The 15,578-nt window shown below is 44.3% G+C and carries 18 protein-coding genes; 12 read left to right on the top strand and 6 right to left on the bottom strand.

What is annotated here, in order from left to right; translation table 11 throughout:
- The first annotated feature begins 45 nt into the window (after positions 1 to 45).
- Positions 46 to 1,047 (top strand): spore coat putative kinase YutH, encoded by a 1,002-nt coding sequence (gene yutH / locus M1J35_RS21630; protein ID WP_159362732.1) that lies wholly within the window; start codon positions 46 to 48, stop codon positions 1,045 to 1,047.
- 78 nt (positions 1,048 to 1,125) lie between these two features.
- Complete coding sequence (locus M1J35_RS21625; RefSeq protein WP_254652247.1) at positions 1,126 to 2,088, top strand: 2-hydroxyacid dehydrogenase; 963 nt, start codon at positions 1,126 to 1,128, stop codon at positions 2,086 to 2,088.
- Positions 2,089 to 2,141: 53 nt separating this feature from the next.
- Here the strand turns inward: M1J35_RS21625 and M1J35_RS21620 are convergent, their stop codons facing one another.
- A complete protein-coding gene (locus M1J35_RS21620; protein ID WP_034763763.1) occupies positions 2,142 to 2,378 on the bottom strand; it encodes a NifU family protein in 237 nt (78 codons plus the stop codon).
- 187 nt (positions 2,379 to 2,565) lie between these two features.
- On the opposite strand from M1J35_RS21620, the gene M1J35_RS21615 reads away from it, so the two are divergent.
- Both M1J35_RS21615 and M1J35_RS21610 read left to right on the top strand, forming a co-directional pair.
- Positions 2,566 to 2,892 (top strand): YuzD family protein, encoded by a 327-nt coding sequence (locus M1J35_RS21615; protein ID WP_034763764.1) that lies wholly within the window; start codon positions 2,566 to 2,568, stop codon positions 2,890 to 2,892.
- 135 nt (positions 2,893 to 3,027) lie between these two features.
- Complete coding sequence (locus M1J35_RS21610; protein ID WP_254652246.1) at positions 3,028 to 4,236, top strand: cytochrome P450 family protein; 1,209 nt, start codon at positions 3,028 to 3,030, stop codon at positions 4,234 to 4,236.
- A gap of 51 nt (positions 4,237 to 4,287) precedes the next feature.
- Here M1J35_RS21610 and M1J35_RS21605 read toward each other — a convergent pair whose 3' ends face one another.
- Complete coding sequence (locus M1J35_RS21605) at positions 4,288 to 5,355, bottom strand: NAD(P)/FAD-dependent oxidoreductase (protein ID WP_254652245.1); 1,068 nt, start codon at positions 5,353 to 5,355, stop codon at positions 4,288 to 4,290.
- 320 nt (positions 5,356 to 5,675) lie between these two features.
- On the opposite strand from M1J35_RS21605, the gene M1J35_RS21600 reads away from it, so the two are divergent.
- On the top strand, positions 5,676 to 5,918 hold the full coding sequence (locus M1J35_RS21600) for a YuzB family protein (RefSeq protein WP_034763769.1): 243 nt from the start codon (positions 5,676 to 5,678) through the stop codon (positions 5,916 to 5,918).
- Between the two features lie 75 nt (positions 5,919 to 5,993).
- On the opposite strand, the gene M1J35_RS21595 is transcribed toward M1J35_RS21600, so the two are convergent.
- Positions 5,994 to 6,692, bottom strand: coding sequence for a DUF2225 domain-containing protein (locus M1J35_RS21595; protein WP_254652244.1), 699 nt, complete (start codon positions 6,690 to 6,692; stop codon positions 5,994 to 5,996).
- 217 nt (positions 6,693 to 6,909) lie between these two features.
- Here M1J35_RS21595 and M1J35_RS21590 point away from each other — a divergent pair, with 217 nt between their 5' ends.
- Complete coding sequence (locus M1J35_RS21590; RefSeq protein ID WP_034763773.1) at positions 6,910 to 7,272, top strand: HesB/IscA family protein; 363 nt, start codon at positions 6,910 to 6,912, stop codon at positions 7,270 to 7,272.
- A gap of 51 nt (positions 7,273 to 7,323) precedes the next feature.
- Here the strand turns inward: M1J35_RS21590 and M1J35_RS21585 are convergent, their stop codons facing one another.
- Both M1J35_RS21585 and M1J35_RS21580 read right to left on the bottom strand, forming a co-directional pair.
- Positions 7,324 to 7,968 (bottom strand): SDR family oxidoreductase, encoded by a 645-nt coding sequence (locus tag M1J35_RS21585; protein ID WP_224522050.1) that lies wholly within the window; start codon positions 7,966 to 7,968, stop codon positions 7,324 to 7,326.
- Between the two features lie 185 nt (positions 7,969 to 8,153).
- A complete protein-coding gene (locus M1J35_RS21580) occupies positions 8,154 to 9,152 on the bottom strand; it encodes an NAD(P)/FAD-dependent oxidoreductase (RefSeq protein ID WP_034763982.1) in 999 nt (332 codons plus the stop codon).
- 486 nt (positions 9,153 to 9,638) lie between these two features.
- Between M1J35_RS21580 and M1J35_RS21575 the strand changes: the two genes are divergently transcribed.
- The 6 genes from M1J35_RS21575 (at position 9,639) to M1J35_RS21555 (ending at position 14,715) form a co-directional block, all read left to right on the top strand.
- Positions 9,639 to 10,856 carry an NAD(P)/FAD-dependent oxidoreductase gene (locus M1J35_RS21575; RefSeq protein WP_034763985.1) on the top strand — a complete coding sequence of 406 codons (1,218 nt, stop codon included), beginning with the start codon at positions 9,639 to 9,641 and terminating at the stop codon, positions 10,854 to 10,856.
- A gap of 79 nt (positions 10,857 to 10,935) precedes the next feature.
- The gene (locus tag M1J35_RS21570; RefSeq protein ID WP_254652243.1) at positions 10,936 to 11,418 is read left to right on the top strand and encodes an NUDIX hydrolase; all 483 of its coding nucleotides are present in this window, start codon (positions 10,936 to 10,938) and stop codon (positions 11,416 to 11,418) included.
- 158 nt (positions 11,419 to 11,576) lie between these two features.
- Complete coding sequence (locus tag M1J35_RS22875; RefSeq protein ID WP_159362729.1) at positions 11,577 to 11,702, top strand: YuiA family protein; 126 nt, start codon at positions 11,577 to 11,579, stop codon at positions 11,700 to 11,702.
- Positions 11,703 to 11,913: 211 nt separating this feature from the next.
- Positions 11,914 to 12,231 carry a YuiB family protein gene (locus M1J35_RS21565; protein WP_034763779.1) on the top strand — a complete coding sequence of 106 codons (318 nt, stop codon included), beginning with the start codon at positions 11,914 to 11,916 and terminating at the stop codon, positions 12,229 to 12,231.
- Positions 12,232 to 12,977: 746 nt separating this feature from the next.
- A complete protein-coding gene (locus tag M1J35_RS21560) occupies positions 12,978 to 13,682 on the top strand; it encodes a 3D domain-containing protein (protein WP_224522052.1) in 705 nt (234 codons plus the stop codon).
- Between the two features lie 142 nt (positions 13,683 to 13,824).
- On the top strand, positions 13,825 to 14,715 hold the full coding sequence (locus M1J35_RS21555; protein ID WP_224522053.1) for a fructose bisphosphate aldolase: 891 nt from the start codon (positions 13,825 to 13,827) through the stop codon (positions 14,713 to 14,715).
- 76 nt (positions 14,716 to 14,791) lie between these two features.
- On the opposite strand, the gene M1J35_RS21550 is transcribed toward M1J35_RS21555, so the two are convergent.
- Entirely contained in the window at positions 14,792 to 15,577 is a 786-nt protein-coding gene (locus tag M1J35_RS21550) for an ABC transporter substrate-binding protein (protein ID WP_224522054.1), read from the bottom strand.
- Between the last annotated feature and the right edge of the window lies 1 nt (position 15,578).

Here is a 15,578-nt window from a genome sequence, read left to right as displayed (position 1 = left end):
ATGAATGATGAAAAAGAACGGTCATTAAAGATAGGAGAGGTCGGTATGTCTCAAGAGATATTAATAAACCATTTTGGTTTGCATCCTGAGCGGGCATTCTTCGATGGAATGATGGATCGATATATGGTCGGGGGATTAGTATATAGTATTGTGGGTGTATCGAATATGGAACAGGAAACCCTGGTGGAACTATATAAATTAGCAGAACACCTGAAAAGCACCGGGGACCGGCATGTGTCGACCTTTGTCCAGAGCAATGAGGGGAAATTCCTCGTGGTGGAGAAGGATAAGGATTATGTCGTCCTTCGAAATGAGGGCATAGAGTCCCCGCCTTATCATAAGCTCGGCCGAAAGCTAAGCAAATTCCATTTCAGGGGACGGACCTTTGAGGAGAAAGTGGAAAAAATAAATCGGATGGGACAGTGGAAGAGTCTGTGGGAAAAGCGGATGGCCCAACTGGAAAAAGCCTATTATCAGGTCATTCAGGATCAGCCCGCTGACGAGTTTGAACGCCGGTTTGTCGAGAGTTATCCTTATTATAGTGCGCTTTCGGAAAATGCCATTCAATACCTGGTCGATACGGAGCTTGATGAAGACCCGAAGGCAGAGGACGCCGGAACGATCTGTCATGAACGGTTTCTCGATTCCACATGGGGGACCGAAATGTGCATACATTTTCCGTTTCAATGGGTATTCGACCACTGCAGCCGGGACATAGCCGAGTGGGTGAGGGAACGATATTTCATGAGGAGCCAAACGTTTCATCCTGAGCTTCAGGAATTCATGAAAGAGTATGAGTCGGTTACACCCCTTTCTCCTTTTTCATGGAGATTGTTGTATTCCCGGTTATTGTTTCCCCTGCATTATTTCGAGTGCATCGAGGAGTATTATATTTCACAATCCGAACAGAAGAAAAAGACAGTCGAGGAGAAACTGGAGCGCTATTTGAAAAATTCACATCAATACGAAGCGTTTCTGGCAGACTTTTACCATATGTCTGAAGTGCCGGTGAAAAAATGGGGGATTCCCCTCATAGCGTGGTTGTAATCCCATCTCCCAAAATGGGATGTGCCTTCCCTTTTATGCTAAACTGAAGAAAAGAAAAGTGAAGGCAGGGGGATGTATATGAAGCCATTCATCTATATTACGAGGAAACTTCCTGAGGCCGTGGTCGCGCCATTGATAAAGAATTTCGAAGTGGAGATGTGGGAGCGGGAGGATGCACCGGTACCAAGGGATATACTCTTGAAGAAAGCAGAGAAAGCATCTGCTTTACTTACCATGCTATCGGACAAGGTCGACCGGGAACTCTTACAGGATGCCTCCCAGTTAAAAGTTGTGGCAAATCTTGCGGTGGGCTTTGATAATATCGATCTTGAAGCAGCAAAAGAAAAGGGAGTCACCATTACCAATACACCCGATGTACTGACGGAAACGACGGCGGATTTAACCTTCGCCCTCCTTATGGCAACCGCAAGGCGAATCGTAGAAGCCGACCGGTATATAAAAGAAGGAAAGTGGAAAAGCTGGTCACCCCTGCTCCTTGCCGGAATGGATATTCATCATAAAACAATTGGGATCGTTGGAATGGGAAGTATCGGTGAAGCGGTAGCGAGAAGGGCGAAAGGATTCAATATGGAAGTGCTGTACCATAACCGTTCCCGTAAATCCGAAGTTGAAGAGACACTTGGAGTCCGATATGTGTCATTCAATGACCTTCTTGCCCAATCGGATTTCGTGCTCGTCCTGGCTCCCTTAAATGAGGAAACACAGGGGATGTTCCAAGAAGATCAATTCACTAAGATGAAGGAAACGGCGATCTTCATCAATGCAGCACGTGGAGCCATCGTCAATGAAGCGGCCCTCGAGCAGGCGTTAAAGAGGGGGGACATTGCGGGAGCCGGATTGGATGTATTCGAAACGGAACCAATTAACGAGGATCATCCCCTTCTTCAATTGGATCAAGTCGTTGCCATCCCTCATATCGGAAGCTCTTCCAAAGATACCCGTCATGACATGATGTCCCTGTGTGTAGAGAACATACAGGCCGTCCTTAATGGGGACAACCCGAAAACAGCGGTGAAGTAAAAGAAAAAATCCTGAATCCAATAAAGGATTCAGGATTTAAAGCTATAGCTTGATTAGAATACTTGCTCTACTTCAACGATACCAGGAACTTCTTCCACCAATGCGCGTTCGATTCCTGCTTTTAACGTGATGGTTGAACTTGGGCAGCTTCCGCAAGCACCAAGAAGGCGCAATTTCACAATGCCATCTTCAACGTCTACAAGTTCACAATCTCCACCATCGCGAAGTAGGAACGGACGTAATTTATCTAATACTTCCTGAACGGGTGCAATCATTTCGTTTTCAGCCATAATTATCTACTCCTTTCCTTACTATCTATTATAATGACATATTCGCAAAAAATCTATCAACCTGCAAATGATTGGGCATTTCTTTTTCAAGAAATGTTTCCCATTCCCTTTCCAGAAAGAAAATGGTTCCAACCTTCCTGCTTTTTTTGTAAAATAAACAAAAGAGGGGAACAAGGGGGAGGATCATATGGAACGTAAGCCGGTTGAACTTTACGTATATGGGGCAGAAATACTTTGTCCAAGCTGCGTGAACTTACCATCATCGAAAGAAACGTATGAATGGCTGGAGGCTGCTGTAAGCAGGAAATATCCCGATCAGCCATTTGTCATTAAATATGTGGATATCCACAATCCGCCGGAAGAAGAATCGGTGAAACAATTTGCCTCAAGGGTAGTGGAAGAAGATATGTTCTATCCGGTTGTCTTGTTGGATGGCAAAATTATCGGAGAAGGAAATCCCCGTTTGAAGACGATTTATTCAGAACTTGAGAAGTATGGATATAAAGCGGTTTAAGCCCTGAGTAAGCCCATTTCATTTAGTGAAATGGGCTTTATTTATGTGTAGCGTGAGGCGAATGAATTGATGCAGCACCTCCCTTATCTTATACTGATTGAGAAGACTGACTAGTCAGTTAATTAAAGGAGGAACATGATGAATTCGTTTGAGTCTGTATTTCAGTCCAACTTTAAAAGGGGAGCCTACCCATTTTATTCCCACTTAAGAAATACGGATCCGGTGTTTGCTGCCTGGGAAGATGGTGGTCAAACTACGTGGATCGTCTCTGGGTATGACGATGTGTTAGAACTATTAAAAACCCAATCGTTCATCAAAAATCAATCAAAGGTGTTTTCGGATTCGGACCAACATAACGATTTGCCTCTGGAGGCAAGAGTGTTCCAGCATATGATGCTCGATGTGGATCCACCGGACCATACTCGGCTAAGAAAGCTTGTACAGCCTTATTTCAATCCTAAAAGGATACAGGAGCTTTCACCCAGGATTGAGGCGGTAGCTGATCAACTTATTGACCAAATGAAGGTAAAACAAGGCCCTGTAGACTTGATTGATGAGTTTGCCTTCCCACTTCCCATCATCGTTATTTCCGAACTTCTAGGAGTACCGGTAGAAGACCGGGAAAAGTTCAGGCGCTGGTCGAATACCATCGTATCTGCCTCCGACAATATGAACGCTGATTTTCAAGGAGATGTAAGAGAATTTATCGAATACTTGACGCTTCTCTTTAAGGATAAAAAAGAAAGTCCCAAGGAGGATTTGATTTCAAATTTGATCCTGCATGAGGAAGAAGGGGAACAGCTAACCGAAGATGAACTGTATTCGATGATCGTTCTTCTCATCATTGCAGGTCATGAAACAACTGTTAACCTGATCGGGAACGGGATATACGCCCTCTTTGAACATCCAGACCAATTAGAGAAGCTGAGGAAGGATCACACTCTCATTGAGACGGCAATCGAAGAATCGCTTCGTTTCTATAGTCCGGTTGATTTCTCTACAGCAAGGTGGTCTGCTGATGACATGGATTTTAAGGGGAAACGCATCAGGAGAGGAGACATGGTGCTGGCCTCTATTTCTTCTGCCAACCGTGATGAAAGGAAATTTGTAGGTGCGCAAACATTCGATGTGGCCCGGAAGCCGAATCCCCATATGGCTTTTGGGTATGGAATTCATTTCTGTCTGGGAGCACCCCTTGCAAGGCTTGAAGGAAAGATCGCCGTTGAGAAGCTGTTAAGCGCATTTCCGACAATGACATTTGCCGGAAATTACGATGAGTCGAATTGGAGGGACATGTTCCTGCTTAGAGGACTAAAGGAATTGCCTGTACATCTGAATGGATAATTAATTTAATAAAAAAAAAGACCCCTACTGTCGACAGTAGGGGTACTTTTATCAACCATTATGATATTTATACATCCACAATACACCGGATTTCAACAATCGGGCGACACGTCCTGTAATGGAGCGCTCGTTTACCAGTCCAAAACCATGCTTCTTTCCGAGTGAACCAAGGATCCCCTTAAGCTTGATCTTTGGTAGTTCTGCAGGAAGCTCTTCGTTATTCCAGCGCTTCAGTAAAATGGTGACGATTTGTTCTGCCTGCCCTTCAGCAAGTTGTGCACTTGGAGCTTGAGGAAGGCTTGCGCAGTCACCGACCACATACACGTTCTCATCCTGTGGGAGGTTATGATACTTTGTCAAGATGACGCGACCGCTTGCATCCTTTTCCACATCCATATCGCGAACGACCTTGCTCGGTTGAATCCCGGCAGTCCACACGATGGCATCACAGACAATCTGTTCTTCGTGGTTATGCAGTGTATTCGGTTCTACTCTTGTAATATTGGAATTGTTCACGATTTCTACGCCATTTTCGTCAAACCAACCGTGAACGTAAGAACTTAGACGTTCAGGGAAGGCATTGAGAATGCGTGGTCCACGGTCAAATAATTTAATTTTCAAGTCAGAACGGCTTTCCCTAAGCTCACTGGCAAGTTCAATGCCGCTTAAGCCGGCGCCGACGATCCCGACGATCGAACCCGCAGGAAGATTACAAAGGGTCTGATACGTTTTACGTGACCTTTCAATCGTTTGAATCGAGAACGTATGTTCATCTGCACCCGGTACATTATGATATTTATCCTCACACCCAAGCCCGATGACAAGGTCGTCATAAGGGACGGGATCCTGATCTTTCATACGAACGAGTTTATTCTCCATGTCCACGCCTGAGATATCTCCGTATACATAGGATAACCGGGCATGTTCCGGGAATGATACGCGTACATGCTGATCTGAAATCGTACCGGCAGCAAGCGCATAGTATTCTGTCTTCAGACAGTGATAAGGATTTCTGTCAATCAGGGTAATCGATACATCTTCAGGTAATTGGTTGGGTAACAGGCGAAGAAGGACGCGCATGTTCCCATATCCTCCGCCAAGCAGAACTAATTGTTTCATGGAAATTTCCCCTTTTTGCACTCTACATTATTGTTGAAATAGTGTGTTTGTATATGATTTATATCCCATTATGGACGGGACAGGATTAAAGGACAGTCACGCCGGAGCGGGTCCTGGCAAAGTAAGCATTTTCAATGTGAAGCATAATTCGAGTAAATTCTACATAAATAAACCTATTAACATTAAAAGTATATCGAAATAAAGGTGTTTTCACAACAGAAATAAGCGAAAATGTTCACAATCTGTTATACCATTACATGGAATACAAATCATTGACGATAATGATAAAAAAAGGTAGCATAACAAAGAGTAGTGAGGTGATGGAATTGAAACCTATTATTGAATTTTGTATTAGCAATCTTGCTAGCGGTGCGCAAAAGGCGCTTGAGATATTAGAAAGAGACCCGAACCTTGATGTCATCGAGTACGGATGCCTGGGATACTGCGGAAAATGCGCCCAGTCCTTTTATGCTCTCGTCAACGGGGAGGTCGTAACAGGCGACACGCCTGAAGAACTGGTGGATGAGATCTATCAATTCCTTGAAGACAACCCGATGTTCTAAACAAAAGCCGGCCCTGACCGGCTTATTTTTTTTGTGAAAAACATGTAAAAAACCAGTGAGGTATCACTGGTTTTATCACATTGACTTCATTTCTTTATACATTTCCCGGATTTCATACCAGCGCTCCCTGGCCATTTCGATGATTTTCGGTTCGGTGGAGAGATGCTGCTTGCCGATGACTTTAGAAAGGTAGGCTACGGCTTCCTCAATCTTATCCTGCCTCCTCAGCAATTCGGCGATGATATACAGAAGCTTCGTTTCGGACATCAAAGAACCTGATGCACCATCTGTTAAATAAGCATCGATGTATTCATGGGCAGCCAGATTAATGAAGCGTCTTTCCTGTTCTTTATCAGCAACCTTTCGATAGAGCCAGGCGGTTCGAAGGTATAACCCTGCTATGGTCACTTTTTTCTCCTTCTTGATCAAAGCGCAGTAGGCGGCCAGTTTATATGTATTGATCGCATCGTCATATGACCTGACGTTCCCATAATCCTGAGGCTGCCAGTGCAGACTGATTTTCTTTTCGAGCTCTGCTTTCAAGACAGGAGGTATGTATGCGGTAAAATCGTCCGTATAAGAAAAACCGCACTGTGGACAGACGGATACATTATAGAGCAAAGGGTTCACTTCTTCAGACTCATACAGGGGGCAAAAGTCACTGTCATACCCTGTGAGCTTCACAAAGCGGGATCTGATCCTTGTTGTGCTGTATGAGTGTTTACACGATAGACACTGGGTCTTCTTGTCATAAAATGGTGTCACAACCGTCATGAATCTCACCTCATAATCGGGACTATTTACCTCATTATACCTTGATGAAGGTGAGGGGAACCAGTATTTTTTATTCATGGTGAGTAAAAAGTTGTGTTTAATGAGAATATTCGTATAATTATTCTTCCAATCATTCACCAAAGCCCCATTGGTTGAGTAGTAAAATAGAAAGGAGTATACTAAGTAGTAAGAAATGAAAAGGTTGGGGGTGTAATGAATGAGTGAAGTTGTCATTCTAACAGAAGCCGCTGCCCTTCAGATTAAAGATATGATGAAGGAACATGACGAAACAGATGCCATGTTACGAGTAGCGGTAAAAGGGGGAGGCTGCAGCGGCCTTTCTTATGGTATGGGATTTGAACATGATCTACAGGATGGAGATACAACGACAGAGCAGCACGGAATCAAGCTGGTCGTAGCAAAAAATGATGCAGCCATCTTGAACGGTACGAAAATAGACTACAAGCAGTCCATGATGGGCGGAGGCTTTACCATCGATAATCCGAACGCCATCGCGTCATGCGGGTGCGGATCATCATTCGTGACGGCGACGAATAAAGGTACGCCGGAGAATTGCTAAACATAAAAAGGGACGGACCTCACTAAATTGAGGTCCGTCCCTTTTTTAAGCTTAATGTATGTTTTTAAGTGCTTCTTCTACAGGTGTGTCACCACTTAAGATTTCGAATACTTTGTGGTTGGTTTCTTCGATGGTTAAAGAGTCCACAAGCACCTTCGCGACATCTGCACGGGGAATGTCACGGCTTTTATCCGTGATGCTTGTCGCAGCTTCGATCTTTCCGGTTGCATCATCAAATGAAAGGGATCCGGGGCGTACGATGGTATAGTTCAAGCCGCTCTCTTTCAAGTGGGCATCGGCAGCACCCTTGGCTTTTAAATAGAATTGCAATTCATCCGGTCCGCTTGAAGGATTATCGGCCCCCATGGAGCTGAGCATCACAAAACGCTCAATTCCCATCTTCTTCGCATAATCCACTGCTTTCTTAGCACCCTCCTGGTCGATGGCTAACGTCTTATCGTCTCCTGTCGATCCACCACTGCCGGCTGCAAAAATGACGGCATTCACATTTTCAAGGGCATACGAGAAATCCTGTTCAAGGTCGGCAACGATCGGTCTTGCCCCCAAGTCTTCCATTTCCTTCGCCTGTTCTGTTTTACGGATCATGGCTCTTACGAAATGCTGACTGCTATTTGAAAGTTCTTTCACTATATGGCGGCCTGTGTTGCCGTTTGCTCCGATAACTAACACATTCATTTTACACATCATCCTTTATCTGAAATTTTTTGTCCTACTATTGGTCTACCCATTCAGGATGAAAATAAACAAGGGAGTGGGCGTGGATAATGAAAGAACAGAATGGTTGGAAGGAAGTTGTGATCGCAAACTCTACTATCAATAAAAAAAAGCCCAGGATGCGATATCCTGAGCCTTGAATGGTATTAATCCGTAAACATGGACGTACTGTGCATCGGCTGCACCCTTGCTTTTGGATCCATATACGCTTTGGCATTGTTGACGGCTGTCGGGGCCTCACCGAATCCACTTGCAATGAGTTTGACTTTCCCATCATACGTACTGATATCACCGGCTGCATAGATGCCCGGGATATTCGTTTCCATTCTGGAATTGACCACGATTGAATTCTTTTCGATTTCCAGCCCCCAATCTTTAATCGGGCCGAGGGAGGAGACAAATCCGAAATTTACAATTAATTCATCAAGGTCGATGATTTCCTTTTCGTCGCCTTTCGTTTCCTCCAGTACGAGCTGATTGATCTTCTCTTCATCGACGACCAACTCGGATGGGACGTATGGTGTTTTCAGTTCAACCGTGGAGTTGTGTAAATTCTCCACGCTGTGCTCATGAGCCCTGAATTTATCACGTCTATGGACGAGATAAACCTTTTCTGCGACCGGCTCAAGCATAAGCGCCCAGTCAACAGCAGAGTCCCCGCCGCCGCAAATGACCACTTTCTTCCCTCTGAAATGCTCGAGGTTATCGACAAAGTAATGAAGGTTTTTTCCTTCAAATTCAGACGCATGTTCGAGTTCCAGGCGGCGTGGCTGGAAGGCGCCGTTTCCTGCCGTGATGATGATCGTTCTGGAAAAATGGACTTCTTTATCGGTGGTGAGCTTGAACATGCCGTCAGCCTGTTTTTCTACACCTTCGACGGCCTGCTCCAGACAGATGGTCGTTTCGAATTTCGCCATTTGTTCTTTTAAATTATTGACGAGGTCCTGGGCCTTCACTTTAGGAAAACCGGCAACGTCATATATGTATTTCTCAGGATAAAGAGTAGCAAGCTGCCCCCCGAGTTGTGGTAAACTTTCGATGATCTTGACAGATGCTTTTCTCATGCCGCCATAGAACGCTGTAAACAGCCCCGTTGGACCGCCGCCTATGATCGTAATATCATACACTTTTTGATCTTCCTTCAACTTGATCCCTCCAACCATTTAGATATGCTTCTTTTACCTTTATTCTATCACACAGCTTTTGATTATTCCCAATGATAGAAGACGCAGGTTCAGATAAATCAGACTTATCTATGAAAGAGACTACGACTTTTGATTGATTAAACCGGCATTTTTTAAATATTCTTAAGAATTTAATTTCCTATATATATCTTGAAAATGCGAGGCAAAAAGAATATTATGTAATGTAGACATATTGTTAAGAATTTATGACAATTTTCGCATAACTATGGAGTAGTTCGTGAAATATGTCACATACTTTTGTTCTCATATTTTTATACACTATTTCCTTTTTCAATAAGGAAAAAAACATCGCGTTTGATTTGTTTTAGCTTCCTTTTTATAGGGAAAAAGATAATAGTATCAGATTGAACGGGATAAAAACGCATAATGTGGAGGACTCTAAGAGTATCCAAAGCAAATTTATCAAAAAAGGTGGATGTGATTCAGTTGAGAAAGCCAAGAATCGTTGTATTAGGTGCAGGTTATGGTGGATTAATGACGGTAACCCGTCTTCAAAAGCAACTCGGAACAAATGAAGCAGAAATTATTTTAATTAATAAGAACGATTATCACTATGAAACCACTTGGTTACACGAAGCTTCCGCAGGTACGCTTCATCACGACCGTGTGCGCTACGACGTGAAAGATGTTGTCAACACGAGCAAAGTGAACTTCCTGCAAGCGACTGTTGAAGATATCAAAGTGGAAGAGAAGAAAGTCATCACGGGTGAAGGCGAAGTAGAATTCGATTACCTGGTAGTGGCTCTTGGTGCAGAATCCGAGACATTCGGAATTCAAGGCCTTCATGAACATGCATTCATGATTTCGAACATCAACTCCGCCCGTCAAATCCGTGAGCACATTGAATTGCAATTTGCTACGTATAAGAACGAAGGAGAATTGAACGATGAACGCTTGACCATCGTTGTAGGTGGAGCAGGGTTCACTGGTATCGAATTCCTCGGAGAACTGGGTAACCGTGTTCCTGAGCTTTGCCATGAATATGATATCGACCGTAAGAAAGTGCGCATCGTATGTGTGGAAGCTGCACCGATGATCCTTCCTGGATTCGATCCGGAGCTAGTGAAATACGCACGTGCCAAGCTTGAGAAAAAAGGCGTGGAATTCCATATCGGAACTCCACTGAAAGAAGCAAAGGCAGACAGCGTACTCATCTCCAAAGGTGAAGATGAAGTCGAAGAAATCAAAGCTGGTACGATTGTATGGGCTGCAGGGGTTCGTGGTAACTCCATCATCGAAAGAGCTGGAATCGAAAACATGCGTGCCCGCGTGAAAATCAACCGTGATCTTCGCGCACCTGGACATGACAATATCTTCATCATTGGTGACTGTTCACTGATGATCAATGAAGAAACGGATCGTCCATACCCGCCGACTGCTCAGATCGCTATGCAGCAAGGGGAAGTATGTGCCCGTAACATCGCATCTTTACTGCACGGTAAAGAGGATCTGGAATTATTCACTCCGGACATCAAAGGTACCGTATGTTCACTTGGTGAAGATGATGCGATCGGTGTCGTCTACGGTAAGAAAATCACCGGTACGAAAGCTTCCTTCATGAAGAAGGTTGTCGACAACCGTGCTCTTTACATGGTTGGTGGACCATCACTAGTGTTCAAAAAAGGTAAATTCAAGTTCTTTTAAGCCCTAAGGATTTGTATGAAAGCAGAGTGGATTCCACTCTGCTTTTTATTATGGGAGAATATAGACGGAGGTGCTTACAATGAAAAGGGGTAAGGTGTGGCTGGCCGTTGCAGGTCTGGTCATGGATGAGGATGGGAAATGGCTCGTGGTCAAAAAGAAATACAGCGGATTGAAAGGGATGTGGTCCCTGCCTGCAGGATTTGTGAACGCCGGGGAAACCGTCGACGAAGCAGTCATAAGAGAAGTGAAGGAAGAAACGGGATTACATACAACCATTAAAGGGATCATCGGCGTAAGGTCGGGGGTCATCCAGAATGATATCAGCGACAACATGATGATCTTTTTGCTGGAGAATGAGGGAATTTCTTCTATTGAAAAAGAAGAAGCTGAGTTGTGGGATGTCAAGTGGAAATCGCCCCAGGAACTTTTGGCAGATGAGAAGACATCCGTGATGGTGCATGAGATGATCAAACGAATGAGTTCCATGCAGAAGTTGAATCTGATCGAGGGCATCAATCCCGGTGACCAATTCGCCTACACACAATACCATTTATTTTTATAAAATTCTGTAAATTTTAAGAAAGAAAGAGATAATGAAAGAAAAACACAAATGTATTCGCTTTCTTAAAGGTACATCCCCTTTAACGTCCCTTTTCTTTATTTTGGATAGATGATATATTATCAGAAAATTAAGAAATTAAAGAAAAGGGAGAGGGAAAAATGAGAGCTACTGCGAATGCTAAAACGAAATACTGTCTTTATTGTTCAGGAAAAGGATACTTTCAGTTAGTATTGGGTGGTTCTGAAACGTGTCCGTGCTGCGGAGGCAGCGGGAAACAGAAATAACCCCTAAAGGATAGAGGATGAGAGCAGACCTAACGAAGGTGGATACTTCCCTTGTGGAGTATGGAAGCCGGTGTTGGGTCTGTTTTTTATGTCTGGAAGATAAATAAGTTTATTTTGTGAATAAGTGACAAATCTTTCCCTGAAAATATTGACGCTTACATTTCACTCGGGGTACACTATTCTTTAGTGTTATGGAGGTGTAATTGCTAAAATGCCTATACATGTAATGATTATATCGATGCTTCTATTTTTTGTTCTATTTTTCGGAATAGGATTTTTGTTAAATATGTTACTGCGCATGACATGGATCATGGCCATCATTTATCCGATTGTCGTTATTTTTATCGTGGACGAAGTTCGTTTTATAGATTACTTCCGAAATGCAGGGGAATCTTTTTCAGAACTTGGGACCAGACTCAGCCACTTGGCTGTAGCCGATCTCGTGATTCTCGGAAGCGGCCTCGCAGGTGCCATCCTGTCCGGTATCGTCATGAGAATCCTAAGAGCAAAAGGATATCGAATGTTCTAACCACATCCGTTTAACCGGGAACCTAATTCCCAAGGTTGAACGGATTTTTATTGGACGAGTAAAAGTATCGTATCAAAAGCAAGTGGTTGGTTGATTTCCGCTCCAGGTGCTCGCTTTCCGCGGGGCTGGCGGTGAGCCTCCTCGGGCAAAAGCCCTGCGGGGTCTCACCTGTCCAGCGTTTCCCGCAGGAGTCGAGCACCTTCCGCTCCACTCAACAGTCCATGCATACGTTTTTCACTTCAACAGATAAAATATAAACTGTTATTTCAATTCTAGTTTTGCTAATTATTTTCTCTAAAACAATTGCACCAGGTAGCACACACTCATGTCATTAATAAAAGTTTTTATGTGGGCAATTAGCCATTATAAATTCAGAATATGAAAGCTCAGAGTGGATTGAAGCGGAAGGCACTTGACTCCTGCGGGACTAGAGGAAAGGGCGAGACCCCACAGGGCGCAAGCCCGAGGAGGCTCGACTTCCTCCCCGCCGGAAAGCAAGTGCCTGAAGCGGAAAGGAACGGTCTCTGTTTCCAGGCACTTGCTCATAAATATTAATTCTCTAAGAAAATATTTTAGAAAATAGAACATACTAGTTGAAGTATAGAATAGCCTGGTTTTAAAGGACTTTTCCCCCTAAAAGGAAAACTAAAGTAATTTCCAAATATTACAACTATTCGATTTTTTTATCAATTTATGCATATATCTCCTCCCGAATGGGAAGTATGTAGGGTGGGAGGAGTGAATACATGAATCTGTTTAAAATTTGGACGAAGAGATTCGTTATGATCAGCTTATTTATCCTTGCACTCGGTACGACCTTTCAATCGGTGTCGGGGGTAGAGGCACAAACCTTTAAAACCTGGATGATGGACAAGGGTGACAGTGATCAAAAGAGTCTCCAAGACAAAGAGCATAAGACAAATCCATTGCATTTGTCATTCAAGTTTCTTAAAAGGTTTACAGGCTATGAGACAAAAGTGTCAGCCAGTGCATCTGCCAAACCTGCCACATTGGAAGAATCCATTGATTGGGATCAATATACGAAACATAAGGTTGTAGCGACCGGCTATACGGCCGGTGTTGAATCGACGGGGAAGGACCCTGGTCATCCCTTATACGGCATTACATATTCAGGAGTGAAAGTGAAGCGTGATCTGTACTCTACGATAGCAGCGGATATCTCCGTCTATCCAATCGGAACCATCCTGTTTATCCCTCACTATGGGTATGGGGTCGTTGCTGATACAGGGAGCGCAATCAAAGGAAATAAATTAGACCTTTATTATGAAACGGTGGACGACGTTTATAATGAATGGGGCAAACAGACACTGGAAGTCTATGTGGTCCAGATGGGTACGGGTGAGCTATCCGAAAAGGACTTGACAGACCTTAATGAGAACAAATCCATGCAGGTTTTCAGGCAGCAGATTTTATCACCTGAAAAAGAATAGAAAAGGGGCACGCAGTCAAACTGCGTGCTTTATTTATTGATGGCCCTGGACTAAAGGTAAGAACTAAGGTGCAATCCGTTTAACAACCGTGTAAATAGGGGAAAAAAGAAAGGGAGAAACGAAACCAAAAGGAGTGGAAGATATGAACAAAAGTCAATACGACAAAATGAAGAATGGAGAAGGCTTCATCGCAGCGCTTGATCAAAGCGGCGGCAGTACACCGAAGGCATTGGCAGGGTATGGAGTGCTAGAGGATTCTTATTCCAATGAAGATGAAATGTTTGATAAGGTCCATGAAATGCGGACGAGGATCATCACTTCCCCATCCTTCAGCCCCGACAGGATCCTCGGGGTCATTCTTTTTGAACAAACGATGGACCGGGAGATCGAAGGTAAATATACAGCGGACTACCTTGCAGACAAAGGCATCGTCCCTTTCCTGAAAGTGGATAAAGGTCTAGCGGAAGAGAAGAATGGTGTCCAGCTCATGAAACCGATCCCCGACTTGGATGAGACCCTTCGCCGTGCCACTGAACGGAAGATTTTCGGCACGAAAATGCGCTCAGTCATCCACGAACCGAACACGGGCGGCATCAAAGAAGTCGTCGATCAGCAGTTCGACTTTGGTAAACGCATCATCGCAGCCGGTTTGGTCCCGATCATCGAACCTGAAGTCAACATCCACAGTGAACAAAAGGAAAAATCTGAAGCCATTCTATGCGAGGAAATCCTGAAGCATTTGAATGAACTATCTGAAGAGGAAAACGTCATGCTGAAGCTGTCGATCCCGTCGAAAGCGAATGCGTATAAAGAATTGGTTGAACATCCACGTGTCGTGCGGGTCGTTGCCCTTTCAGGAGGCTACTCCCGTGATGAAGCTAACGTGAAGCTGAAAGAAAATGACGGAGTGATTGCAAGCTTCTCCCGGGCTTTGGCGGCCGACCTGAGTGCCAATCAATCCGATGAAGAGTTTGATGCTGCGTTGAAGAAGGCTGTTGATTCGATTTATGAGGCTTCAGTTCATAAGAACTGATAAGTTAATGAGAAGTCTTTACGAATAAGAAAAAAAGAACATGCCTGCTCGCTACTAAGTGAGCAGGCATGTTCTTTTATGTTTCATCATATAAATCGGGATGAAGCAACCGGGCAAGTTTCATGGCCCCTTTTAACAGAAGGGGGGATGGCCTGCAATAGAGGGCTTCTTCCAGGACGAAAATCCGGTCTTCCTGTACAGCGTCGAGTGTATCCCAATCAGGGCGGTTCTTTACGATCTCAGGCTTGACCCTGCTTTGCCTGACGCCGACCCATGCCAGGCAGATATAATCCGGATTTCGCTTCAATACGTCCTCCCAATCGGTTTGAACGCTTGCCAGGTCCACATCGTCAAAAAGGTTTCGTGCACCGACCATTGTGCTTAACTCGGTCAGCCAATTGACCCTTCCTGGAGTGAAGACGGGTTTCGGCCACCATTCCCAGTAAAGGGAGGGAGGATGTGAAACCTTTTCCCCGATCGTCTTTAAGCTTTCGACAGTATCGAGGAATTCCTTGCGGCGTTTGATGGCATGCTCCTCGATCCTACAGGCTTTTCCCACCGTCAGGAGATCATCCGCAATATCAGTGAAGCTCTGGGGGTTCAGCGTGATGTGTGGGATATTCCTCTTTTCGAGTTCTTCTATATTTTTCTCCATGCCTGGGACGCTTAAGGATGAAAACACCAGATCCGGCTTCAATGACTCGAGCTTATCCATATTAATCGATAGATCCGGTCCAAGTTGCGGAAGGGACTTTACCTCTGACGGATAGTCGGAGTAATCATCCACGCCTGCAAGAAGAGGTGTCAATCCCAGGTAATCGATGATTTCTGTATTACTGGGGCAAATGGATACGATTTTCATG

This window comes from Rossellomorea sp. KS-H15a, from assembly GCF_024195245.1.
In the GTDB taxonomy this organism is placed as follows: Bacteria; Bacillota; Bacilli; order Bacillales; family Bacillaceae_B; genus Rossellomorea; species Rossellomorea vietnamensis.
Note: the sequence above shows the minus strand (reverse complement) of the source record. Positions and strands in the feature narration are given on the sequence as shown.

What these genes read in the sequence shown, in the direction of transcription:
- yutH (WP_159362732.1), top strand. Translation starts at nt 46, where the DNA reads ATGTCTCAAGAGATATTAATAAACCATTTTGGTTTGCATCCTGAGCGG.
- M1J35_RS21625 (WP_254652247.1), top strand. Translation starts at nt 1,126, where the DNA reads ATGAAGCCATTCATCTATATTACGAGGAAACTTCCTGAGGCCGTGGTC.
- M1J35_RS21620 (WP_034763763.1), bottom strand. Translation starts at nt 2,378, where the DNA reads ATGGCTGAAAACGAAATGATTGCACCCGTTCAGGAAGTATTAGATAAA.
- M1J35_RS21615 (WP_034763764.1), top strand. Translation starts at nt 2,566, where the DNA reads ATGGAACGTAAGCCGGTTGAACTTTACGTATATGGGGCAGAAATACTT.
- M1J35_RS21610 (WP_254652246.1), top strand. Translation starts at nt 3,028, where the DNA reads ATGATGAATTCGTTTGAGTCTGTATTTCAGTCCAACTTTAAAAGGGGA.
- M1J35_RS21605 (WP_254652245.1), bottom strand. Translation starts at nt 5,355, where the DNA reads ATGAAACAATTAGTTCTGCTTGGCGGAGGATATGGGAACATGCGCGTC.
- M1J35_RS21600 (WP_034763769.1), top strand. Translation starts at nt 5,676, where the DNA reads ATGGAATTGAAACCTATTATTGAATTTTGTATTAGCAATCTTGCTAGC.
- M1J35_RS21595 (WP_254652244.1), bottom strand. Translation starts at nt 6,692, where the DNA reads ATGACGGTTGTGACACCATTTTATGACAAGAAGACCCAGTGTCTATCG.
- M1J35_RS21590 (WP_034763773.1), top strand. Translation starts at nt 6,910, where the DNA reads ATGAGTGAAGTTGTCATTCTAACAGAAGCCGCTGCCCTTCAGATTAAA.
- M1J35_RS21585 (WP_224522050.1), bottom strand. Translation starts at nt 7,968, where the DNA reads ATGAATGTGTTAGTTATCGGAGCAAACGGCAACACAGGCCGCCATATA.
- M1J35_RS21570 (WP_254652243.1), top strand. Translation starts at nt 10,936, where the DNA reads ATGAAAAGGGGTAAGGTGTGGCTGGCCGTTGCAGGTCTGGTCATGGAT.
- M1J35_RS22875 (WP_159362729.1), top strand. Translation starts at nt 11,577, where the DNA reads ATGAGAGCTACTGCGAATGCTAAAACGAAATACTGTCTTTATTGTTCA.
- M1J35_RS21565 (WP_034763779.1), top strand. Translation starts at nt 11,914, where the DNA reads ATGCCTATACATGTAATGATTATATCGATGCTTCTATTTTTTGTTCTA.
- M1J35_RS21560 (WP_224522052.1), top strand. Translation starts at nt 12,978, where the DNA reads ATGAATCTGTTTAAAATTTGGACGAAGAGATTCGTTATGATCAGCTTA.
- M1J35_RS21555 (WP_224522053.1), top strand. Translation starts at nt 13,825, where the DNA reads ATGAACAAAAGTCAATACGACAAAATGAAGAATGGAGAAGGCTTCATC.
- M1J35_RS21550 (WP_224522054.1), bottom strand. Translation starts at nt 15,577, where the DNA reads ATGAAAATCGTATCCATTTGCCCCAGTAATACAGAAATCATCGATTAC.